General features: G+C 71.2%; 19 protein-coding genes. 11 read left to right on the forward strand and 8 right to left on the reverse strand.

Going from position 1 to position 20,794, the window contains the following annotated elements; genetic code table 11:
* Nucleotides 1-4: 4 nt before the first annotated feature.
* Genes ACZ63D_RS21235 through ACZ63D_RS21245 form a run of 3 tightly spaced genes read right to left on the reverse strand, consistent with a single transcriptional unit; the run spans nt 5 to nt 3,803 of the window.
* Nucleotides 5-991, reverse strand: a complete 987-nt coding sequence (locus ACZ63D_RS21235; RefSeq protein ID WP_465356039.1) for a Gfo/Idh/MocA family protein — start codon at nt 989-991, stop codon at nt 5-7.
* Nucleotides 988-2,040, reverse strand: a complete 1,053-nt coding sequence (locus ACZ63D_RS21240; protein ID WP_465356040.1) for a nucleotide disphospho-sugar-binding domain-containing protein — start codon at nt 2,038-2,040, stop codon at nt 988-990. The genes ACZ63D_RS21235 and ACZ63D_RS21240 overlap by 4 nt, the downstream gene beginning before the upstream one ends.
* Nucleotides 2,022-3,803 carry an AfsR/SARP family transcriptional regulator gene (locus ACZ63D_RS21245; RefSeq protein ID WP_465356041.1) on the reverse strand — a complete coding sequence of 594 codons (1,782 nt, stop codon included), beginning with the start codon at nt 3,801-3,803 and terminating at the stop codon, nt 2,022-2,024. Before ACZ63D_RS21245 ends, ACZ63D_RS21240 begins: the two co-directional genes overlap by 19 nt.
* Nucleotides 3,804-3,950: 147 nt before the next feature.
* Here ACZ63D_RS21245 and ACZ63D_RS21250 point away from each other — a divergent pair, with 147 nt between their 5' ends.
* Both ACZ63D_RS21250 and ACZ63D_RS21255 read left to right on the forward strand, forming a co-directional pair.
* A complete protein-coding gene (locus ACZ63D_RS21250) occupies nt 3,951-4,973 on the forward strand; it encodes a methyltransferase (RefSeq protein WP_465356042.1) in 1,023 nt (340 codons plus the stop codon).
* A gap of 11 nt (nt 4,974-4,984) precedes the next feature.
* Nucleotides 4,985-5,839, forward strand: coding sequence for an LLM class flavin-dependent oxidoreductase (locus ACZ63D_RS21255; RefSeq protein WP_465356043.1), 855 nt, complete (start codon nt 4,985-4,987; stop codon nt 5,837-5,839).
* On the opposite strand, the gene ACZ63D_RS21260 is transcribed toward ACZ63D_RS21255, so the two are convergent.
* Nucleotides 5,779-6,219, reverse strand: a complete 441-nt coding sequence (locus ACZ63D_RS21260) for an anthrone oxygenase family protein (protein ID WP_465356044.1) — start codon at nt 6,217-6,219, stop codon at nt 5,779-5,781. The two genes, ACZ63D_RS21255 and ACZ63D_RS21260, sit on opposite strands and share 61 nt — an antisense overlap.
* A 112-nt stretch (nt 6,220-6,331) precedes the next feature.
* Between ACZ63D_RS21260 and ACZ63D_RS21265 the strand changes: the two genes are divergently transcribed.
* Genes ACZ63D_RS21265 through ACZ63D_RS21280 form a run of 4 tightly spaced genes read left to right on the forward strand, consistent with a single transcriptional unit; the run spans nt 6,332 to nt 9,510 of the window.
* Nucleotides 6,332-6,652 (forward strand): TcmI family type II polyketide cyclase, encoded by a 321-nt coding sequence (locus ACZ63D_RS21265; RefSeq protein WP_465356045.1) that lies wholly within the window; start codon nt 6,332-6,334, stop codon nt 6,650-6,652.
* Between the two features lie 14 nt (nt 6,653-6,666).
* Nucleotides 6,667-7,068 carry a cupin domain-containing protein gene (locus ACZ63D_RS21270; RefSeq protein ID WP_465356046.1) on the forward strand — a complete coding sequence of 134 codons (402 nt, stop codon included), beginning with the start codon at nt 6,667-6,669 and terminating at the stop codon, nt 7,066-7,068.
* A complete protein-coding gene (locus tag ACZ63D_RS21275; RefSeq protein WP_465356047.1) occupies nt 7,065-8,333 on the forward strand; it encodes a beta-ketoacyl-[acyl-carrier-protein] synthase family protein in 1,269 nt (422 codons plus the stop codon). Before ACZ63D_RS21270 ends, ACZ63D_RS21275 begins: the two co-directional genes overlap by 4 nt.
* Nucleotides 8,326-9,510: a beta-ketoacyl synthase N-terminal-like domain-containing protein gene (locus ACZ63D_RS21280; protein WP_465356048.1), complete on the forward strand. Its 1,185-nt coding sequence runs from the start codon at nt 8,326-8,328 to the stop codon at nt 9,508-9,510. The genes ACZ63D_RS21275 and ACZ63D_RS21280 overlap by 8 nt, the downstream gene beginning before the upstream one ends.
* A 72-nt stretch (nt 9,511-9,582) precedes the next feature.
* On the opposite strand, the gene ACZ63D_RS21285 is transcribed toward ACZ63D_RS21280, so the two are convergent.
* Nucleotides 9,583-11,406 (reverse strand): AfsR/SARP family transcriptional regulator, encoded by a 1,824-nt coding sequence (locus ACZ63D_RS21285; RefSeq protein WP_465356049.1) that lies wholly within the window; start codon nt 11,404-11,406, stop codon nt 9,583-9,585.
* A gap of 327 nt (nt 11,407-11,733) precedes the next feature.
* Between ACZ63D_RS21285 and ACZ63D_RS21290 the strand changes: the two genes are divergently transcribed.
* Nucleotides 11,734-12,891, forward strand: a complete 1,158-nt coding sequence (locus ACZ63D_RS21290; protein WP_465356050.1) for a nucleotide disphospho-sugar-binding domain-containing protein — start codon at nt 11,734-11,736, stop codon at nt 12,889-12,891.
* On the opposite strand, the gene ACZ63D_RS21295 is transcribed toward ACZ63D_RS21290, so the two are convergent.
* Nucleotides 12,885-13,343, reverse strand: a complete 459-nt coding sequence (locus ACZ63D_RS21295) for an RrF2 family transcriptional regulator (RefSeq protein ID WP_465356051.1) — start codon at nt 13,341-13,343, stop codon at nt 12,885-12,887. The two genes, ACZ63D_RS21290 and ACZ63D_RS21295, sit on opposite strands and share 7 nt — an antisense overlap.
* Before the next feature lie 108 nt (nt 13,344-13,451).
* Between ACZ63D_RS21295 and ACZ63D_RS21300 the strand changes: the two genes are divergently transcribed.
* From ACZ63D_RS21300 to cysC, 3 genes are read left to right on the forward strand one after another with little or no spacing between them, the layout of a single operon-like run.
* Nucleotides 13,452-16,034 (forward strand): FAD/NAD(P)-binding protein, encoded by a 2,583-nt coding sequence (locus ACZ63D_RS21300; protein ID WP_465356052.1) that lies wholly within the window; start codon nt 13,452-13,454, stop codon nt 16,032-16,034.
* The gene (gene cysD / locus ACZ63D_RS21305) at nt 16,031-16,942 is read left to right on the forward strand and encodes a sulfate adenylyltransferase subunit CysD (protein WP_465356053.1); all 912 of its coding nucleotides are present in this window, start codon (nt 16,031-16,033) and stop codon (nt 16,940-16,942) included. The genes ACZ63D_RS21300 and cysD overlap by 4 nt, the downstream gene beginning before the upstream one ends.
* Nucleotides 16,942-18,798, forward strand: coding sequence for an adenylyl-sulfate kinase (gene cysC / locus ACZ63D_RS21310; RefSeq protein ID WP_465356054.1), 1,857 nt, complete (start codon nt 16,942-16,944; stop codon nt 18,796-18,798). The genes cysD and cysC overlap by 1 nt, the downstream gene beginning before the upstream one ends.
* Nucleotides 18,799-18,915: 117 nt before the next feature.
* Here the strand turns inward: cysC and ACZ63D_RS21315 are convergent, their stop codons facing one another.
* Both ACZ63D_RS21315 and ACZ63D_RS21320 read right to left on the reverse strand, forming a co-directional pair.
* Complete coding sequence (locus ACZ63D_RS21315; RefSeq protein WP_465356055.1) at nt 18,916-19,128, reverse strand: hypothetical protein; 213 nt, start codon at nt 19,126-19,128, stop codon at nt 18,916-18,918.
* Nucleotides 19,100-19,969 carry a class II glutamine amidotransferase gene (locus ACZ63D_RS21320; protein WP_465356056.1) on the reverse strand — a complete coding sequence of 290 codons (870 nt, stop codon included), beginning with the start codon at nt 19,967-19,969 and terminating at the stop codon, nt 19,100-19,102. Before ACZ63D_RS21320 ends, ACZ63D_RS21315 begins: the two co-directional genes overlap by 29 nt.
* Before the next feature lie 254 nt (nt 19,970-20,223).
* Between ACZ63D_RS21320 and ACZ63D_RS21325 the strand changes: the two genes are divergently transcribed.
* Nucleotides 20,224-20,712 carry a hypothetical protein gene (locus ACZ63D_RS21325; RefSeq protein ID WP_465356057.1) on the forward strand — a complete coding sequence of 163 codons (489 nt, stop codon included), beginning with the start codon at nt 20,224-20,226 and terminating at the stop codon, nt 20,710-20,712.
* Nucleotides 20,713-20,794: the final 82 nt, after the last annotated feature.

A 20,794-nucleotide genomic window follows, 5' to 3' on the forward strand; every position in this document is an offset into this window, starting at 1 on the left:
CTCCTCAGTGTTTCGGGTGCAGCGGAGCGCACCCGAGCTGGTATGCGGTCCTGGTGATGTCTTCGAGCAGTTCGGCCTGCCGCACCGCGGCGGCGTACTCCGCCGCCGGGTCCTCGGTTCCATCGATCAGCCGGGCGAAATGCCGTGCTATCGCGGCGAAACGGTCGTCGGAAGGGCCGGTGATCTCTTCGGTCTCGCCGTCGCGTTCGAACAAGAACCGGGGCGCGAAGCCGGCGGGCGCGGTGAACGCGCGGTCGACGCGCAGCGAGCCGCGCGTGCCCCAGAGCGTGTAGTGGCAGCGGTAGGAATGGTCGAAGCCGTAGCTCAGCTGCGCCGGGACCGCCTCCGCGCCGACCAGCATCGCGCTGCCGCGCACATCGACGCCGGTTTCGTTGTCGATCCCGGCGAACGCGCCAATGACGTCGAGTTCGGAGCCCAGCCAGAATTGTGCGCAGCGAACGGTGTAGGCACCGGCGTCGAGCAGCACCCCGCCGCCGAGGTCGCGCTGATAGCGGATGTCGTCCGCGGCGCGCGGCAGGAAGGCAAATTCGGCCTCGAACGCGCGCAGGTCGCCGATCAGCCCGTCGGCGACGCGACGCCGGACGTCGTCGTGCATCCGGTGGTGCAGGAACCCGAAGTTCTCCAGCAGCACCAACGACTTCTTCTCGGCGAGCCGGACCAGCTCAAGGGTCCGGCTCGCGCTCGTGGTGAGCGATTTCTCGGCGAGCACGTGCTTGCCCGCGGAGAGGCAGGCCCGGATCCAGTCGAAGTGCAGGCCGGTCGGCAGCGGCACGTAGACGGCTTCGATGTCGTCGCGGCACAGCAGCCGTTCGTACCCGGTGATCGCCTCGCACTCGAACTTCCGCGCGAATTCGGCCGCTCGTCCGGCGGTCCGGCTGACCACGGCCGTCAGCTCGAACGCCGGATCCGCGCGCAGCACCGGACCGAGCCGGTTCGCGATCGACGCGCACCCGAGCACCGCGATTTTCATGCTCGCACCGCCAGCTTCGCCGCCGTCTCGTCCGGTGCCGGAGCGGCGGCGATCGCGGCCGCGAGTTCCCGCGCCGCAGGCAGTTCCGGCCGCACAGCCAGTTCGCCGACCGACGCCACCACCTGCCCGGCTCCCGTCGCGGCCAAGGCCGCGGCGTGGAACTTGTGGTCTGGCAGCTGGGGCAGATGCAGCTGCGGCAGCCCGGCCGCGGCCCCGGTCAGGATGGTCCCGGCTCCGCCGTGCCCGACCAGCAGGTCGCTGTGCGCGAGCACGCGGTGCAGCGGCACATCCGGCAGGACGACGACGTTGGGCGGCAATGGCCCCAGCGCGTCGACCTGCTCGCGGCGCACGACGACGAACACCGTGTCCGCTTCGGGAGCCACGGCCCGGGCCGCGTCCCCGGCGAGGAACCGGTCCGGCGCGACCCGGAACAGCGTGCTGCCCCAGGAAACGCACACCCGGAAACCGCGGCCGCCCGGCGCGTCGCCGTCGCCGGGCCAGGCCGGGGTGTAGCGGATCGGCCAGACCGGCGCGACGGACGGCGAGCCGAGCCCGGCGGGGCACGGATCGAGCGTGAGCCCGCCCGCGAGTGCGTCCGGCCCGGCGTCCGCGACCAGTGCCGGGGGCAGATTGTCCAGCAGCTGCGGGAAAAACCGCTCCAGGAGATCCGGGCCGAAGCGGAAGCGGACCGACGGGATCCCGGCACGCCGGGCGGCCAGCGGCGCGGCCAGCGCCATCGGCTCGAACACCACGAGGTCCGGCCGCCGCCGCTCGAGCAGCGCCGTCAGGTCCGCCGCCATCGCCGACGCCGCCTCGGCGAACAGGCCCAGCACCCGGGGCACCCCCGGTTTCGGCCCGGCCGGAGTGCGCAGGACCCTGGCGAACACCCGGTCGTGCTCGGTCGCGGGCCCGACCCGGTGGGCCTCCCACGCGACGTCGGGCGGCACGGCGAATTCGACCTCGTGCCCGGCCTCGCGCAGGGCCGACGCCAGCGGCACCATCGGGAACAGGTGCGAGGCCAGAGCCGAGTTCACGAAAAGGACGCGCACGCGACCCTCCCGCGAGCCAGGTCGTAGAGCGAGTACCGGGAGTCGGGGTAGTCGCGCAGCACCGACACTTCCCGCAGCCTGCCGAGCAGCGCGGCGGCCTCGGCAGGCGGCACGTCCAGGACGCGGGCGGCGTCGGCGACGCCGAACCGGTCCGGCAGCGCGGCGAGCACGCACCAGGCCCGCCGGGCGTCGTCGTCGAGCTGCGCCCAGCACCGGGCGAGCTGGTCGGCGATCCGCGGCACGGCGGCGTCGAGTTCCCGCCAGCGCGTCTTTTCGTCGGCCAGCAGCGCGGCGAGCTCGCGGGCGCCGAGCCCTCGGTTGCGGGCGATCTGCGCGGCGGCTTGCACCGTGAGCGGCAAACCGTGGCAGGACCGCGCGACCTCGCGCACCGCGTCCGGCGATTCCGCCGCCCAGCGTTCGCCGAGACACCGGCGCAGCGCGACGATCGTGTCCGCCTCGCCGAGCGCGTCGAGCGTGACACTGCGCGTGCCGAGCAGGCCGCCGAGCCGGATCGGGCCGTTCACCAGCAGCCCGGCCTCCTCGCACGTGGGCACGAGCGGCAGCACCTGGTCGAGGCTCCGCGCGTTGTCGAGCACCAGCAGGAACCGCTGGGTCGCCGCCCACGAGCGGTAGCACGCCACGAGTTCGTCGCCGGCCAGATCGTCGGTGCGGACTCCCGCTCTGCCGAGGATCTCGCGGATCAGCTCGGGCGCGCTCCGGCAGCTGCCGAGGTCCAGCACGAGCAGGCCGTCCGGGAAATGATGCTGGATCCCGCGCGCGACCGACAGGCACACCGCCGTTTTCCCGGCCCCGGTCGGCCCGTGCACGGCCGCGATCCGCGGACCGGGCGCGCATTTCTCGCCGGGGACGAGCCATTCCGACAGCATGGTGATCTCGCCCGCGCGCCCGCTGAGCGAAATCGGCTGCGTGTACAGGTGATCGGTCATGATGACGCCGGTCTGGCCGGGGCGCTCGTCGATGCGCAACAACTCCCAATCCGGAAGCAATTGCGGGGCGGCCAGCATGTCGCGCAGGCGTTGCAGCCTCGGCATCGGCGGCAGTCCGAGCTCCTCGTCGAGGCGCGCGCCGAGCCGTTCGTACAGCCTCGCCGCCCGGTCCGCGCGACCGGACTTCGCGTAGGCCACCATCAGCCGCGCGGCGAACCCCTCGTGCAGCGGCTGGGAGACCAGGAGCCGTTCGAGCACCGGCACCATCTCGGCGTGCCTGCCGCTGAGGACGGCGGCGTCGATCCGGGAGATTTCGACGAGGTCGCGCAGTTCGCGCAGGCGGATCGCGGCCGCGGTGAGACCGGGTCCGAGCGGGATGTCCGCGAACGGCTCGCCGCGCCACAGCCGCAGCGCCTCGCTGAGCAATTCGTCGGCTTCTTCCGGCTGGTCCGCGGAAAGCGCTTGCAGACCGGCCGCGGCCAGCGATTGGAAGCGCAGGACGTCCACCGCCTCGGCGGGGAACACCGCCTGGTAGCGCGCCGGGTGGGTGACCAGGTGCCGCGATCCGCCGGGCACGACGCCGTCGAGGTGGCGGCGCAGCTGGTACAGGTAGGTCTGCACGGTGGCGAGCGCGTTCTTCGGCGGGGTCCGCCACACCTCGGCGACCAGCGCGTCGACCGCGCTCACCGACCCGGGGGAGATCAGCAGCAGGCCCAGCATGGTGCGCAGCTTGGGCGAGCTGACCCGCTGCGCCCCGGTCCCGGAAATGATCTCCGTGGTGCCGAACAAGCGGATTTCGACGTCGGTGGCCCCCACGCGGTCCCCTCCCTGAAGTGCTTCCGTTCTGGAAGTACTTTCGCTTGTCGCCCTCAAGGCGCGCTCAAGCGGACCGTTTTCGAGCCGGGCTTGAGCGCGCCGCGATGAGCTGTGCCGACTGTCAGACAGACCGGAAGGTGAGCGATGGTGACCACGCGGACGGACAACTCCGCCCCGACCAACCCCGTCCAGCTGCTCGCGCTGGGCACCCGGTTCGCCGAGGCGCAGGTCGTGCTGAGCGCGCTGAAACTCGGGGTGTTCCCGCTGCTCGGCGACGGCGCGCTCGCCGAGGAGGAGCTGCGCGAGAAACTGGGCCTGCACCCGCGGCCCGCCCACGCGTTCTTCGGCGTGCTCGTCGAACTGGGCCTGCTTCGGGAGACCGAGGACGGGCTGGCGACCAGCGCCGCCGTCCGCCGGTACCTCGTCCCCGGCGAGCCCGGCTACGTCGGCGGCTTCCTCAGCCGCGCCGACGAGGTGCTCTACGGAGCCTGGGGCAAACTGCCCGAGGCGCTGGTCAGCGGCGAGCCGCAGGTCGGCAAGCGCAAGGGCAACCCGTTCGACGAAGTGACCGAGGTGCCCGAGCAGGTGCTGCGGTTCCTCGACATGATGGACGCGATGAACGCGCTGGTCTCGCCAGCGCTGGCGAAGGCGCTGGACTGGAGCGACGTCCGCACCGTCGCCGACATCGGCGGCGCGCGCGGCAACGTGCTGGCTTCGCTGGTCAGCGAGTTCCCCGGGCTGACCGGCACGGTGTTCGACCTGCCCGCGATGGGCAAGCCGTTCGCCGACCACATGCGGCGGCGCGGGGTGAGCGACCGGGTGTCGTTCGTCGGCGGCGACTTCTTCGCCGACGACCTGCCGAGCGCGGACGTGCTGGTGATCGGGCACGTGCTGCACGACTGGGGCGACGAGGAGTGCCGCACGCTGGTGCGCAAGGCCTACGACGCGCTGCCCTCGGGCGGGCGGCTGGCGATCTACGACGTCATGCTCGACGACGAACTGCGCCAGTTCAAGCTGATCGTCAGCCTGCACATGCTGTTCACCACCGAGCACGGCCGCGAGTACGAAGCGAGCGAGTGCGAGGCGTGGTGCGCCGAGGCGGGCTTCGCCGAGATCGAGACGCGGCGGCTGGGGTACCTCGACACCCTGGTGATCGCCGTGAAGCCCTGAGGGAGGCGGTCGTGGACATCGGCATCGGATTGCCGACGACGGTGCCCGGCGGGCGCGGTCCGGCCGCGCTCGACTGGGCACGGGGTGCGGAGGAGCACGGGTTCAGCAGCGTGGCCGTGCTCGACCGGCTGGTGTACGACAATCTCGAACCCGTGGTCGCCCTCGCCGCCGCGGCGGGGGCGACCAGCCGGGTCCGGCTCACCTTCAGCGTCCTGCTCGCGGCGTACCGGGGGAACGCGGCTCTGCTGGCCAAACAGCTCGACTCGCTCGTGCGGCTGGCCGGCGACCGGGTGACCCTCGGCGTCGCCGCGGGCGGGCGCCCGGACGATTTCGAGGTGTCCGGAGTGGACTACCACCGGCGCGGGCGGTTGCTCGACGAGGTGCTCGAGCAGCTGCCCGCCGGGCTGGAGGTTTTGGTAGGCGGGCATTCTGCGGCGGCGCTGCGCCGGTTCGCCCGGCGCGGGGACGGCTGGATCGCGGGCGGCAGTTCGGTGCGGGCGTACCAGGACCGGGTGGCGGCCGCGACTTCGGCGTGGCAGGAATCAGGCCGGGCCGGACGGCCGAGGATGGTCGCGCTGACCTACTTCTGCCTGGGCCCGGGCGCGGCGGCGAAGGCCGAGGCCTATCTGTCGGACTACTACTCGTACTTCGGGCCCGCCGTTTCCCGGGTTCTGGAGCACGCCGTCACCGACGAGGACAAACTCGCCGAGGTGCTCGGGACGTACGCGGCGGCGGGGTGCGACGAGCTGCTGCTGTTCCCCTGCGACGCGGACCCGGCCCAGCTGGACCGGGTCGCCGAGGCGGTTCAGAGCAGCAGGACGAGATCGGTCGCGCAGCAGGCGAGCGCGAGCGTCGTACGCACGTAGTGCCAGCGCGCCCAAGCCGGACGCGGATCCGCCCATTCCGGGCCGATCGCGTCCGGCTGCGTCGTGCGCGCGATCCGGTTGAGCGGCACGTTGCCGAAGTGCGAAACGACCTGCACGCCCGCGACCCCGGCCACGACGAGCGCGGCAGGCACGCCGGGGTCGGTGCACAGCACGGCTATTTGCGCGGCGAGGAGCACCGTCACGAGCAGGGGCATGGTGGGGTGGAAGCCGCGGCCCAGCATCGCGTGCAGCCGCACGTAGTCGCCCGGCGGGAGTGCGCGCAGGGTCGGCAGCACGCTGAGCACGATCCCGGCGAAGACGCCGGAGACGACGCCGCTCAGCAACGCGGACAAGGCCAGCGATCCGGTGTGAACGTCCATGCCCGCCAGCGTTTCCGCCGCTGCTTGACCCCGGCTGGAGGCGTTCTGGGCCGGGGCCGCGCATCAGCGATAGTCGAGCCCGGACCCAGCCGGGCCAGCCACGATCCGGGGCATGGGTGACCGAACGCTGATCGTCGCGAAAGTCGACGAGAAGGACCTCGACTACGTCGCGCAGACCTTCGCCGATTCCGACGGGACCGAGCTGCCGCATTTGCTCGGGGTGTCCCGCCGGACGCTGTTTTCCTTCCACGGCCTGTATTTCCACCTCGTGGAGGCCGACGAGGCGGTGGAGCCGAACCTGCGCACGGTGCGCGAGCATCCGCTCTTCCGCGACATCGACACCAGACTGTCCGAAGTGGTCAGTCCCTATCACGAGTCGTGGCGGGAACCGCGCGACGCCATGGCGAAACCGTTCTACACCTGGACCCGCTGAGAAAGGGCCTTCGCATGACTGCTTCAACCGCGGACGTGGTCCGGTTCGACTCCGTGCAGCCGAACCGGCGCCGGGGCGGGGACCTGCGGGTGCTGCTCAGCCCGGCGACAGTCGGCGCGACAGCGGGCTTCACCGGGATCGTGCGGCTCGAACCCGGCGAGCACGTTTCCGAGCACTACCACCCGTACTCCGACGAATTCCTGGTCGTCACCGACGGGCGCGTCCGGGTGCGGGTCAACGGCGAGCCCGTCGAGCTGGAACGCGACCAGGCCGTGATGATCACCCGCGGCGCGCGCCACCGGCTGGAGAACCACGGCGACGAGCCGGCGCAGGCGGTGTTCTTCCTCGCTCCGCTCGCGCCGCGCCCGGAGGTCGGCCACGTCGACACCGAGGCGTATCCCGCGGAGCGGCCGTGAGCAGGCGCGTGGTCGTCACCGGGATCGGCGTGGTCGCGCCCGGGGCCGCCGGGGCGAAACAGTTCGAGGAGCTGCTGCGCGCGGGCCGGACGGCGACGCGGCGGATCAGCCTGTTCGATCCGTCCCGGTTCCGGTCGCAGGTCGCGGCCGAATGCGATTTCGACCCGCTCGCCGAAGGACTGTCCGAACGCGACACCCGCCGGATGGACCGGGCCGCGCAGCTCGCCGTCGTGAGCGCGCGGGAGGCGATCGAGGACAGCGGGCTCGCGCTGTCGGACACCGACGCCGGCGACATCGGAGTGAGCCTCGGCAGCGCGGTCGGCCAGACCATGGCGCTGGAGCGCGAGTACGTCGTCGTCAGCGACCGCGGCCGGTTGTGGGAAGTCGATCCGGGCTACGCGTCGCCGCACTGCCACTGGTATCTCGTGCCCAGCTCGCTGTCGGCCGAGGTCGCCTGGGCGGCGGGCGCGGAAGGCCCGGTCAAGACGGTCTCGAACGGCTGCACGTCCGGGCTCGACGCGGTCGGTTACGCCGCGCGGACCATCGAGGACGGCGGAGCGGAGGTCATGATCGCCGGGGCGACCGACGCGCCGATCTCGCCCATCACGGTGGCTTGCTTCGACGCGATCCGCGCGACGACTCCGTTCGCCGGGGATCCGGCCGAGGCGTCGCGCCCGTTCGACCGCGGCCGGGACGGCTTCGTGCTCGGCGAGGGGGCCGCGATCCTGGTGCTGGAGGAAGCGGAGCACGCCCGGCGGCGCGGTGCGCGCGTGTACTGCGAGGTTTCCGGATTTTCCAGCCGCAGCAACGCTTATCACATGACCGGGCTGCGCGAGGACGGCGTCGAAATGGCGCAGGCGATCACCCGCGCGCTGACCAAAGCCGGGCGAGCGCCGGAACAAGTGGACTACGTCAACGCACACGGCTCGGGCACCGTGCAGAACGACCGGCACGAGACCGCCGCGGTCAAGCTCGCCCTCGGCGACCACGCCTACGCGGTGCCGATGAGTTCGATCAAGTCGATGGTGGGGCATTCGCTCGGCGCCATCGGATCGATCGAGCTGGTGGCGTGCGTGCTGGCGATGGAACACGGATTCGTGCCGCCGACGGCGAACCTGCGCACCGCCGATCCGCAGTGCGATCTCGACTACGTGCCGCTCGCCGCGCGGGCGCACCGGGTCGGCACCGCGGTGAGCATCGGCAGCGGGTTCGGCGGATTCCAGTCCGCGGTGGTGCTGACCAAACCGGAGGACGGCTGTGGCTGACGTGCTCGCGATCACCGGGATCGGCGTGGTCGCGCCGAACGGCAACGACTTCGACGCTTCGTGGACGGCGGCGGTCGAAGGGCGCTCGGCGCTGGCGCCGATCAGTTCGTTCGACGTTTCGTCCTACCCGACGGTCCTCGCCGGGCAGGTGCGCGGTTTCGACACCGGGGAATGGGTTCCCAAGCGCCTGCGGGTGCAGACCGACCCCGGAACTCATTTCGGCCTCGCCGCCGCGCGGATGGCGGTGGCGGACACCGAGTGGGCGGAGATTCCCCCGGACGAACGGGCGGTGCTGGTCGCCAGTTCGTCCGGCGGGGTCCAATTCGGACAGCGGGAGATGACCGGGCTGTGGTCGGGCGGGCCGGAGGAAGTGAGCGCCTATCAGTCGATCGCCTGGTTCTACGCGGCGACCACCGGCCAGGTGTCGATCCGGCACGACCTGCGCGGGCAGGGGAGCGTCGTGTGCTCGGAACAGGCCGGCGGGCTCGACGTCGTCGGCCAGGCGCGCCAAGCGTTCCGGGACGGCGCCTCCCACGCGGTCGTCGGCGGCTACGACTCCGCGCTCTCGCCCTACGGGCTGGTCTGCCTGATGACGAGCGGCAGGCTGAGCACCGGCAAGGACCCGCGCACGGCGTATCTGCCGTTCGAGGCCGCGGCGGCCGGGCACGTGCCGGGCGAGGGCGCGGTGATGATGACGATGGAGCGGGCCGGGCGCGGCCGGGAACTGGCCAAGGTGCTCGGCTACGCCGCGACGTTCGACCCGGCGCCGTGGACCTCCCGCCCGCCGAGGCTGGCCGCCGCGATCCGGAAATGCCTCGCCGACGCGGGAATCGGACCGTCCGAAGTGGACGCAGTGTTCGCGGACGCGGCGGGTTCCGCCGACCTCGACGCGGCGGAGGCCGCCGCGCTGGCGGAGGTGTTCGGCCCGGACGGGGTGCCGGTGACGGCCCCGAAGGCGGGCGTGGGCCGGATGTACGCGGCCGGCGCGTCGTGGGACCTCGCGATGGCCTGCCGGGCGCTGACCGAGCAAGTCCTGCCGCCGACCCCCGCGGTCTCGGGCTCCGCGTACCGGCTCGACCTCGTGCACGGCGCCGCGCGCGAGCTGCGGCTCGACCGGATCCTGGTGGTGGCAAGGGGATTGGGCGGGTTCAACGCGGCCGTGCTGCTGGGCAGATAGCCCGGACCCGGAAAGCGACGGGGTCCCTTCCTCGAAGGAAGGGACCCCGCTGCTTTTCCCGGTTCGACGCGGCTAGCAAGCCGCGCGAGCCGGTGCGGACAGCTGTTCCAGCGCGTAGAGCCGCGCCAGTTCCGGGATCTGGAACTGCGGCCGTCTGTGCTCGCCGGACGGCGCGAACGTGATCAGCCGCGACTCCAGCAGCGTCGTCAGCACCGACTCGACGTCGCAGCCGGGCGGGGCCAGCCGCCGGACGCGGCGTTCGGAGAACACCGCGGGGTCGTGGATCGCCAGCTGCCGGAGCACTTCCCGGGCCTGGACGTCGAGTGCGTCGCAGGCCTCCGCGATCCGCGCGGCCAGGTCGAAGTCCCGGGTGCGCAGCTCCGAGAGCCGGGCGGTGCGATGCTCCAGCCGGTTCGCGAAATCGTCCAGGGTCAGGCAGTTCCACGTCCGCAGCCGTTCGGCGGCGGCGCGGACGGCGAGGGGGACCCGCCCGCACAGCTCGACGACCTTGCGCGCCGCGTCCGGGTGCTCGGCGACCGGATGGTTCCAGGCCACCGCCGACAGCAGCCGCACCGCGTCGTCGGCGGTCATCGGGCCGACTTTCAGCTCGCGCGCGCCGGGAAGGCCGTAGGCGGGCCTGCGGTTGGTGACGATCACGGCGTTGCCCGGCCCGGCCGGGATGAGGTCGCGGATGTCGCTCGCGTCCTCGACTCCGTTGAGCAGCACCAGCATCGACTTCGGGGCCAGCGCCGAGCGGAAGAGGCTGGCCCGCTCCGGCAGCGACTCCGGGATCTCCTCGGTGCGGTAGTGCAGGGACCGGAGGAACCGGCCGAGCACCTCGCGGGCCGAGGTCTGCGTGCCGTCGGCGGCGCGCATCTCGGCGTACAGCTGCCCGTCCGGGAAATGCTCCTTCACCCGGTGGGCGACGTGCACCGCCAGCGACGTCTTCCCGGAGCCGATGCCGCCGGTGACCGACACCACCCGGCTGGAGTCCCGGCCGCCGGGACTGGCCACGAAGTCGGCCAGCTGCGCGGTTTCCGCGCCGCGCCCGGTGAAGTCCGAGATGTCCGGCGGCAGCTGCCGGGGGACGAGCCCGTCCCTCGCCCGCGTCGCGGGCCCGCTCGCCCGGATGTGCTCGCGCGCCTGCCCGCCGAGCACGACGGCCTGCGCTTCGCGCAGCACCGGCGACGGGTCGGAGCCCAGCTCCTCGCGCAGGTTCGCGCGGATCTGCTGGTAGACCCCGAGCGCGTCGGCGCGGCGGCCGGACTTGTGCAGCGCCAGCATGAGCTGGGCGTGCAGTTTTTCGTTGAGCGGGTTCTGGTTCACCAGCTCGCGAAGATCCCCGATGATGTTCGCGTGCGTGCCGAGCAGCAGCTCGGCGTCGAAGCGCAGTTCGACCGCGCTGAGCCAGTCCTCGTTGAGCGCCGCGACCTGGCCTTCGAGCAGCAGCCCGCACCGGACGTCGGCGAGCGGGTTGCCGCGCCGCAGCCGCAATGCGTCGTTGACGGCTTTCAGCGCCGCGGCGGTCTGCCCGCGGGCCATCAGCTCGCGACCGCGATCGAGGTCCCGTTTGAATCGCCACGCGTCGACATTCTCGCTCGGCAAATTGAGCAGATAGCCGGGCGTCCGCGTGATCAGCGACGGCGCGTGCAGGCCGGCCGCGACGTCGAAGACCGATCGGCGCAGCTGGTAGATGTAGGTCTGCAAGGTCGTCGTGGAGCTTTTCGGCGGGTTCTCGCCCCACAGCTCGTCCATGATCTGCTCAGCGGGAACGATTTTCCCGCAGCGCAGCGCGAGCATGGCCAGCACCCGCCGGATCTTCGGAGCCGACGGCGTGACGGCTCGCCCGTCGAGATAAGCCTCGACCGGACCTAATACATTGACTTCCAGGCTCATTGGTCAGCATCCCTACCCCCAGGACCCGATGAGCGGGTCGTTTCCACGGCAGCTGGCACAAAAGACCGAATGATTTTCGTGCTTCAGTCCGCCCCGAATAGCCGTTTGCCGGGGAAGCGTCCGGCGCCGCTTGCCCGGCAAAACGTGCAGTCAGTCGATATTCCACCCAGTGGGTGCCACTCAACACCGGGACTATGGCTTTGTCAACACCGCCGACACCGCTCAACACCTGCGGGTTTGCCGAGCTTTTACCTCTTTTCACCGATCGGTGCGCCCGCCTCGAGGGCGCGGCGGCAGGGTCGGTTCCGGACGGAAGGAGCCTGGCCGATGCGTGTCCTGTTCACCGCTCTCGCCGCGGCGGGTCATTGCTACCCGTTGTTTCCCACCGCGTGGGCGTTCCGCAACGCCGGGCACGATGTCCGGTTCGCCTGCGCGCCCGGGTTCGCGCCGGTGGTCACCGGAGCGGGCCTGGTCACCGTGCCCGCGGGCCCGGATCCGGACTTCGCCTCGTACTGGCGCGGGGCGGACGCGGCCCCGGATCCCGCCGCGGACATCGACTGGCGGGCCCACCACGCCGAGCGCGCCCGGCGCAGCGCGGCGATGTTCGCCGGGACGAGCGAGGCGATGATCGAGCCGCTGCTGGAGCACTGCCGGGGCTGGCGGCCCGATCTCGTGGTGTTCGAACCGAGGTGCTTCGCCGGTCCGGTGCTGGCCGGATTGCTCGGCATTCCGTCGGCACGCCATTGCTGGGGCCCCGATTCGGGTTACCTTCGCGTTCCGAATGCGGTAGAGCCGCTCGAAGAGCTCTGCAATCGTTTCGGTATTTCATGGTTTGCCGAAAAAGGCCGGACGCCGCTGACCGGAACGCATACCGCGGAACCCGCGCCGCCGAGCCTCTCGGTCGATTCGTTGCCTGATTCCCGGAATATTCGGTATGTCCCTTTCAATGGTTCGGCGGTGCTCGAACGGGAACCCCCGGCGTCGCGGGCGCCGAAGGTCGTCGTCGCCTGGAGCGCGACGTTCGCCCGCGCGGGCGGCCACGTCGCTCCGGTGCGGGCGGTGCTCGACGCGCTCTCCGGCGAGCCGGTGGAACAGATCGTCCTGCTCGACGAGAAGTCTCGCGGGCTGCTCGGCGAGGGGCCGGCCAACGCGGTGTTCCGCACCGGCGTCCCGCTGGAGAATCTGCTGCCCTCGTGCGACGTCGTGGTGCACGCCGGGCACGGCGGGACGATGATGGCCGCGGTCGCCGCGGGCCTGCCGCAGCTGGCGGTGCCCGGCATGGCGGACGCGTTCGTCAACGGGAAGCTGATCTCCGCCGCCAAGATCGGCCTGAGCGTCGACTATCAGCTGCTTGAGCCGGATCTGGTCCGAGAGCACGTGCGGACGCTGCTCGGGGACGTCCACCGCGAGGCCGCGCGAGCGTTGAAAGCCGAGAACGACGCGCAGCCGGGGCCCGCCGAACTGGTCGAGTCGCTTCTTCAGTAACGGCGGTCGTCGCGGTAGCGCTGCGCGAGCTCGGTGACCGCGGAGGGCAGTTCGCCCGCCACGGCTCCGGCGAGCGTCGTGTTCTCGAAGATGTCGCGCAGGCTGGTCCGGGTCGCCATCCACAGCTCCAGCAGCGGCCGCGCGGGCCCGGTGTAGTGCAGGTCCGACAGCCCGCGGTCGCGGACGGTCAGCATCGGGCCGTCGATCGCGCGGAAGACGTCGGCCACGCTGATCTCGGTGGCGGGCCGGGCGAGGGCGTACCCGCCGTCCGGCCCGCGCGTGCTCTGCACGAGCCGGGCGCGTTTCAGGTCGGTCAGCACCGCGTGCAGGAACTTGAGCGGGATGTCCTGCTCGACGGCGAGCCGGGCGGCCGTCACCGGTCCGTCGTCGGCGTCGGCGGCCAGCTGCACGCAGGCACGGATGGCGTAGTCGACCTTCGCTGTCACCCTCACGCCCTCATCATTCCCGCAGCCGGAGCCTTCCGGCGCGGGCGGGGGGCGGCTATCGTTTTCCTCTTAAATCTATAAAATCTACCAATTAAGTAGATTACTGGGGGCACCATGGAGCGAACCGGAGCACGGGTCGCGATCGTCGGGGCCGGAGCCGCGGGCACGCTGACCGCGATCCGGCTGCTGGCACAGGCGAAAAGCCCGCTCGAAGTCCTGCTCGTCGACCGGGGCGAGGCCGGGCGGGGCGTCGCGTACTCGGCCTCGAACGCCCGGCATCTGCTCAACGTCCCGGCGGGCAAGCTGAGCGCGGTCGACGGCGAACCAGGCCACTTCGCGCGGTGGGCGGGCGCGGAACCGGACGGCTTCCTGCCGCGGGCGGAGTTCGGCCGGTATCTCGGCGAGGTGCTCGCGGAGGCCGAACGGGCGTCGTGCGCGCGGCTGCGGCGGGTGCGCCACCGGGTCGTCGGCCTCCGCCGCGCGGGCGGCGTCGAGCTGACACTGGCCTCGGGCGAGGTGCTGAGCGCGGACGCCGCGGTGCTCGCGCTGGGCGTCTTCCCGCCCGGCTGCGACTGGGCTCCGGAGAGCCTGCGCGCCTCGCCCCGGTTCGTCGCCGACCCCTGGGCGCCCGGCGCGCTCGAGCGCATCCCGGCCGGCGAGGACGTCCTGCTCGTCGGGACCGGCCTGACCATGGTCGACGCGGCGCTGGCGCTTGAAGGGCCGGGCCGGACTGTCACCGCGATCTCCCGGCACGGCCTTCTGCCGCGACGGCACGCGAGACGGCCGTCGCCGCCTGCTCCGCTCGACCCGGCGGGACTCGGCGGACTGGACGACGTGCGGCGCGCGGTGACCGGCCACATGCGGGCCTGCCTGCGCGACGGACGCGGCTGGCGCGCCGCCGTCGACGGCCTGCGCCCGCACACACCGGCGGTTTGGCAATCCTTTTCTCCCGCCGAGCAAGACCGGTTTCTCGGCACCTGTGTCCGGCAGTGGGACGTGCTCCGGCACCGGATGCCGCCGGAGGCCGCCGATCGGCTGCACGCGGCTCGCCGCGCGGGACGGCTGCGGGTGTTGCCCGCGGAGGTGCTCGACGCTGCCGCCGACGGAGACGGGCTGAAGGTGACGCTGACCGGCGGCCGGATCCTGCGGGCCGGAGCCGTGGTCAACTGCACCGGGCCGAGGAAACGGCCGCACGAGGTCCAGGACCCGCTGGTGGCGGACTTGCTGGCCCGCGGGCTGGCGGAGCCGGGGCCGCACGGGCTCGGCTTCGGCACCGGCGACGGCGGCAGGCTGGCCGATCATCCATTGTGGACACTCGGCTCGCTGCGGATCGGCACGCTGTGGGAGACCACCGCGATCCCGGAGATCCGGGCGCAGGCGGGGATTGTCGCCGCCGAGGTCCTGGCTTTCGCCGATCGGTGCCGTCGTCGGCGGCCGCGGGACCGGTACGGGCTCTCGCTGAGCACGACCCCCGAGGCCGCCGAGGCGTTCAACGAAGGCGTAGACCGCGTTCTGCTGGGACAGGACGGCGCGATCGAGCGGCTGACTGCGGCGACCGAGGCCGACCCCGGGTTCGCGCTCGGGCACGCGACGCTGGCGCTACTCGGACACGAATGGGGCGTGGCCTCCGGCTGCCGGGAGCGGTTGCGGGCCGCGCTCGACGCTACCCGCGGCGACGAACGGGAACGCGCTTTCGTCGCCGCGGTCGCCGAGCTGATCTCCCGGCCGGAAGACCGGGGCGGTGCTCTGCTGCGGTACCTCGACCAGTACCCGAGAGACGCACTGGCGATCAGCGTCGCGGTGCCGACTATCGCCTTCGGTGGACTCACCTGCGGCGAAGAGTCGTGGGCGCTGATCGAGCGGCTCGGTCGGACGTTCGGCGGGGACTGGTGGTATCGCGGCCAGCTGGCCTTCGTCCGGCAGGAACAGGGGCGCTGGGACGAGGCCGAATCGCTGGCTGTCGCGGCGCTGGCCGAACAGCCCGCGTCAGCGCACGCGGTGCACGCGCGCACGCATGTCTTCTACGAACAAGGTGCGCACCGCGCGGGATTGGAGTGGCTGGACGGCTGGATCCGGGACTGGTCTGCCGAGGCGGCCGGGCGCGCGCACTTCTCCTGGCACGCCGCCCTGCACGAGCTGACTCTCGGCGACGCCGAGGCAGTGCGCCGCCGGTACGCCGAACAGCTCGACGCGCCGCTGGTCACCGGCCCGCGCGCACTGGTCGACTCGGGATCGCTGATCTGGCGGTGCGCGGTGACCCGGCAGTGGACGGTCGGGCAGGCCGGGCGGGTGCTCGCCGCCGCGCCGCCGGAATGGCTGACGTGCCCGCCGAATTCCTTCGCCGCACTGCACGCGGCGGTGACCCTCGCCGCCGCGAACGACGTCGAGGCGTTGCGCCGCTTGGAGAACTGGGCGGCGGCGAGTTCCTGCCGGGAATCGCTCGAGCCGGTGTGCGCGGGGCTGGCGGCAGTGCTCGAACAGCGCTGGGGAGAGGCGATTTCCGCGCTGCGCCGGGCACATTCGTCGCTCGGCTCGGTCGGCGGCAGCCTCGCGCAACGCGAAGTCGTCGAAGAAACCCTGCTGTACGCCCTGATTTCGGCCGGTCGCACCGAGGACGCCGCTCGGCTGCTCTCCGCGCGGCTCGACCGCCGCCCCAGTCCGCTCGACCGCGACCGCATGGAAGGGCTGCCCCGATGAGTGCGCTGAGTCCGCTGAGCCGGCTCGACCAGCTGGAATCCGAAAGCATCCACATCATCCGCGAGGCCGTCGCCGAGAGCGAACGCCCGGTGCTGCTCTACTCGATCGGCAAGGACAGCTCGGTGCTGCTCCGGCTGGCGCTCAAGGCGTTCCGGCCGGCCCGGCTGCCGTTCCCGCTGCTGCACGTGGACACCACGTGGAAATTCCGCGAGATGATCGAGTTCCGCGACCGGACGGCGGCCGAACTCGGGCTCGACCTGATCGTGCACCAGAACCCCGAGTGCCTGGCCGAGGGCGTCAACCCGTTCACGCACGGCTCGGCGGTGCACACCGACCGGTGGAAAACGCAGGGATTGCGGCAGGCGCTCGACAAACACGGCTTCGACGCGGCATTCGGCGGGGCGCGTCGCGACGAGGAGCTTTCGCGGGCCAAGGAACGGGTCTTCTCGACCCGGTCCGCGCAGCACCAGTGGGACCCCAAGCGACAGCGCCCGGAACTGTGGCGGACGTACAACGGGCGCACCCGCGAAGGCGAGAGCGTTCGGGTGTTCCCGCTGTCGAACTGGACCGAGCTGGACGTGTGGGAGTACATCCAGCGCGAGGAAATCCCCGTGGTGCCGCTGTACTTCGCGAAACCGAGGCCGGTGGTCCGGCGCGACGGCATGCTGATCATGGCGGACGACGACCGGCTTCCGCTGGAGCCGGGGGAAACGCCGGAACTCAAGACGGTGCGGTTCCGCACGCTCGGCTGCTACCCGCTGACCGGCGCGGTGGAGAGCACCGCGTCGACCGTGGCGGAACTGGTGGCGGAGGTCGCGCAGGCAGCGGTTTCGGAGCGGCAAGGACGGATGATCGACCACGACGGCACGGGGTCGATGGAACGGAAGAAGCGGGACGGGTACTTCTGATGGATCCTCGTGCGGACGACAAGAGCGTATTGCGGTTCCTGGCGTGCGGCAGCGTCGACGACGGCAAGAGCACGCTGATCGGACGGCTGCTGTACGAGACCGGCTCGGTGCCCGAGGACCAGCTCGCGGCACTGCGCGCGGACTCGGCCAGGTTTGGGACGCGAGGCGCGGCAATGGATTTCGCACTGCTGACCGACGGACTGACGGCCGAGCGCGAACAGGGCATCACGATCGACGTGGCTTACCGCTACTTCTCCACCGCGCGGCGGAAGTTCGTCGTCGCCGACACTCCAGGGCATGAGCAGTACCTGCGGAACGTGCTCACCGGCGCGTCGGTCTCCGACCTCGCGCTCGTGCTCGTCGACGCGCGCAAGGGCGTGCTGCCGCATGCCCGGCGGATCAGCCGCCTCGTCGCGCTGCTGGGGATCACGTCGGTCGTGGTGGCGGTGAACAAACTCGACCTGATGTCGTTCTCGCAGCGGGTGTTCGCCGACATCGAAAGCGAGTACCGGCGGTTCGCCGAAACGATCGGCCTGCCGGACGTCCAGTGCGTCCCAGTGTCCTCTGTGGACGGTGACAACGTCGCCTCGCCCAGCGACCGCACGCCGTGGTACGAAGGCCCGCCGCTGCTGGAGCTGCTGGAGACGGTGAAGGTGGCCCCGGACCCGTCGCCGGAGACCGCGTTCCGGCTGCCGGTGCAGTGGGTGAACCGGCCGGACCCGGATTTCCGGGGCTACAGCGGCCTGATCGCCGGCGGCACGATCCGGCGCGGCGAACGGGTGCGCGCGCTGCCGAGCGGCCGCGAGTCCCGGATCGACCGGATCCTCGCGCCGTCCGGGGACGCCGAGTTCGCGCTCGCCGGGCAGTCGGTCACGGTGACGCTGACCGACGAACTCGACATCAGCCGCGGCGAATTGCTGTGCGCCGCGGACGACCCGGCGACGGCGGGGGACCGGTTCGTCGCCCGGCTCGCGTGGCTCTCGGAAAAACCGCTCGCGATCGGCCGCCCGTACGACTTCAAGCTCGGCACGGCCGTCGTGCCCGGCACCGTGACGGCGATCCGGCACCGGATCGACCTCGACACCCAGGCCGAGCTCCCGGCGGACACGCTCGGCTTCAACGAACTGGGCGAGTGCGAGATCGCCACGCACCGGATGGCCGCCTTCGACCCCTACGACGACAACCGCCACACCGGCGGCTTCCTCGTGACCGACCGCTTCGACCACGACACCCTAGGCGCGGGCCTGGTGCGCGAGGCCATGCACGCCGCACCGGACGTCCGCTGGCAAGCACTCGACGTCGGCAAGGCGGAACGCTCCGCACGCAACGGCCACCGCCCAGGAGTCGTGTGGTTCACCGGCCTGTCGGGAGCGGGCAAGTCCACCATCGCGAACCTCCTCGAACGACGGCTGCACGCGCTGGGTAAGCACACCTACCTGCTGGACGGCGACAACGTCCGGCACGGCCTCAACCGCGACCTAGGCTTCAGCGACGAGGCGAGGACGGAGAACATCCGGCGGGTAGCCGAAGTCGCGAAACTCATGGTGGACGCCGGGCTGGTGGTGCTGGTGTCGTTCATCTCCCCGTTCCGCTCGGAACGGGCGCTCGCCAGCGGCCTGGTCGAATCCGGGGAGTTTTGCGAGGTTTTCGTCGACACGCCACTGGAAGTGGCCGAAGAACGGGACCCGAAGGGGCTCTACCGGAAGGCACGGGCTGGCCTGCTTCCGGATTTCACCGGCATCGATTCGCCTTACGAGCCCCCGGAAGATCCCGCGGTCCGCATCGATACGACCCGGACTACGCCAGGCGAGGCGGTGGAACTGATCCTCGCCCGGCTCGATGCCATGGGCTGGTGACCGCAGGTTCCAGCTCTGCTGGCCACTGTCGCCCGGCAGCTGAAGGGAGTACTTCCCTGACAGGTGACCGATACCTGATGGACGGATTCACCAAGGCTTTTGACACCAAGTCATCGGTTAGCTCGCCACCGGCGGCCTGTCCTTCCCCGGCTGCCAGGTCGGCAGTAACGGCGAGCCCGCCCTGGATCCGGAGGTGCCGTTGCCCAGTTCTCCGTCCGGGATGCGGCCGCCGGGAATCGCGACGGGTTCGCGGGCGGCCACGGGGCTGACCGCGACGTCGCCGGTGCTGCGGTCGGACGGCTCACTTTCCTTGCTGGGACGCGGCAGCATGGGCACCGAGGTCGTCGAGGCTCAACGGATGGCGCGGCGCCTGATCGAGCACCATCCGGCGGGTCACCGTCAGGTCCGCGTCGACGTGCAGCAGTTCGCCAGGCCGCAGATCCTGCCAGCCGCGGTCTTCGTCCATGCGTTCGCTGGCGACGACCACGGCGCGATGGCGCGCGAGACTGCCCGAACGCGCCCGGATCCGGCCGGCGGCGCTCGCGTGTTCCAGGTGACGGTCGCCGTGCGGGCCTCCGGCGCAACGCTGCAGGACGAACAGGTCGTGCGTGTCGGGGTAGCGCAAGGCCCACAGTCCGTCCGGCGTGGTGAGGATCAGGTTGAGCGCGTAGACCGGCAGATTCGCGGCCACCCAGCGCGCGGCGGCGGCGATCCCGGCGCCAACGTCGCCGCGGCGGGCGTCGATTTCCTTGGTGACGAGGGCGAAGAACCGTTCGGAGTCGGTGTCGCCCTGGACCAGGTCCCGGTACTCGCCGAGCCGCTCCTCCAGTCGGGGCAAGTCGCCGATGACGCCGTTGTGGGCGAACAACCGCCCGTGCTGGAGGAAGGGGTGGGTGTTGGCTGGTTCGAGGCCGCCGGTCGAGGCGTAACGGATGTGGGCGAGGAAGGTCGTCGAGACGCATTGCTTCGCCTCGCAGGCGAACTTTTCGTCCTCGTAAGCGGCCAATGGCTGCTTCCACACCTGCGGGACGCCCCGCTCGTCGAAAACGCCGAGCCCGGTCCCGTCCGGTTCACGCCTGCTCTGGGCGGCGAGACTGTCGGGCGCTTCGAGCAACCAGAACGTAGCGTGCACCCGGTGCGGGGCGGCGGACAGCCCGAACAGACGGCACATGCCAATCCTTCCCGTCGCGGTTCGGGGTCCGGTTACCCGGGGGAGCCGGGTTGAACCCTCGCGGGCACAGAGGAAGTCTGAGGCGTGGTTCGCCGCCGGGAGTGGTGGCGCAGCGGAAGGGCGTGGTGCGAACGTCAGCCAAGACCCGGGCAAAGTACGCCCTTGACGGAGACCACGGAGCCGTTCTCGAGCAACCTCTCCTAGCTGCGACGAATAAGGTGTTCCCGGAAGACAACGAGCACTAGAGTTCTTGAATGGCTATGGAATTCGGGACGCCGACTGGCTGCGGGATCGAGGCGGCCGGGTGGACTCCGGTCGTGTACCGCGGCGACGGGGCATGGATCGGAATCATGCCTGGCGGCCTGATCGGCGTGGGCGTCGAACAGGAGGGCCGCGCGACTCTTGAGGCGTCCGGGTTCGTTCCGATGTGGCCCTTCTTGGAGCGTGATCTGGAGTTCTGCCTGGGAGAGTTTTCCCGTGCGTGGGAATCGCTCCGCGGGGGCGGAGTGCCGACGCCGGAGAGGCTGATCGAGCTTGCCGTCGAGTCGGCTTGGAATTCTGGACGGCCCTACTGGATGCGGCTGGCCGTGTTCTGGGCAGTCGAGATGGCACGACTGCCGAACTTCGGCGTCGAATTTATCGGGGAACTGCTCGGCAGGATGAAATATTCGCAGGTGCTGGATGCGGATCTGCGGCATCGAGTCCGGCGCGCTATTTCCCGGACGCCGGGCGATGGTGGCTAAGGGAGTGCCGACCACGGAATTCATCGAGGAGGAGGCGCTGGGTCTGGCCGATGCTCGAAGAACTTTTCAGCGGCCCTGTGTC

The organism is Amycolatopsis sp. NPDC104775, from assembly GCF_055583325.1.

What these genes read in the sequence shown, in the direction of transcription:
- ACZ63D_RS21235 (WP_465356039.1), bottom strand. Translation starts at nt 991, where the DNA reads ATGAAAATCGCGGTGCTCGGGTGCGCGTCGATCGCGAACCGGCTCGGT.
- ACZ63D_RS21260 (WP_465356044.1), bottom strand. Translation starts at nt 6,219, where the DNA reads ATGGACGTTCACACCGGATCGCTGGCCTTGTCCGCGTTGCTGAGCGGC.
- ACZ63D_RS21265 (WP_465356045.1), top strand. Translation starts at nt 6,332, where the DNA reads ATGGGTGACCGAACGCTGATCGTCGCGAAAGTCGACGAGAAGGACCTC.
- ACZ63D_RS21270 (WP_465356046.1), top strand. Translation starts at nt 6,667, where the DNA reads ATGACTGCTTCAACCGCGGACGTGGTCCGGTTCGACTCCGTGCAGCCG.
- ACZ63D_RS21285 (WP_465356049.1), bottom strand. Translation starts at nt 11,406, where the DNA reads ATGAGCCTGGAAGTCAATGTATTAGGTCCGGTCGAGGCTTATCTCGAC.
- ACZ63D_RS21290 (WP_465356050.1), top strand. Translation starts at nt 11,734, where the DNA reads ATGCGTGTCCTGTTCACCGCTCTCGCCGCGGCGGGTCATTGCTACCCG.
- ACZ63D_RS21300 (WP_465356052.1), top strand. Translation starts at nt 13,452, where the DNA reads ATGGAGCGAACCGGAGCACGGGTCGCGATCGTCGGGGCCGGAGCCGCG.
- cysD (WP_465356053.1), top strand. Translation starts at nt 16,031, where the DNA reads ATGAGTGCGCTGAGTCCGCTGAGCCGGCTCGACCAGCTGGAATCCGAA.
- cysC (WP_465356054.1), top strand. Translation starts at nt 16,942, where the DNA reads ATGGATCCTCGTGCGGACGACAAGAGCGTATTGCGGTTCCTGGCGTGC.
- ACZ63D_RS21315 (WP_465356055.1), bottom strand. Translation starts at nt 19,128, where the DNA reads ATGCTGCCGCGTCCCAGCAAGGAAAGTGAGCCGTCCGACCGCAGCACC.
- ACZ63D_RS21320 (WP_465356056.1), bottom strand. Translation starts at nt 19,969, where the DNA reads ATGTGCCGTCTGTTCGGGCTGTCCGCCGCCCCGCACCGGGTGCACGCT.
- ACZ63D_RS21325 (WP_465356057.1), top strand. Translation starts at nt 20,224, where the DNA reads ATGGCTATGGAATTCGGGACGCCGACTGGCTGCGGGATCGAGGCGGCC.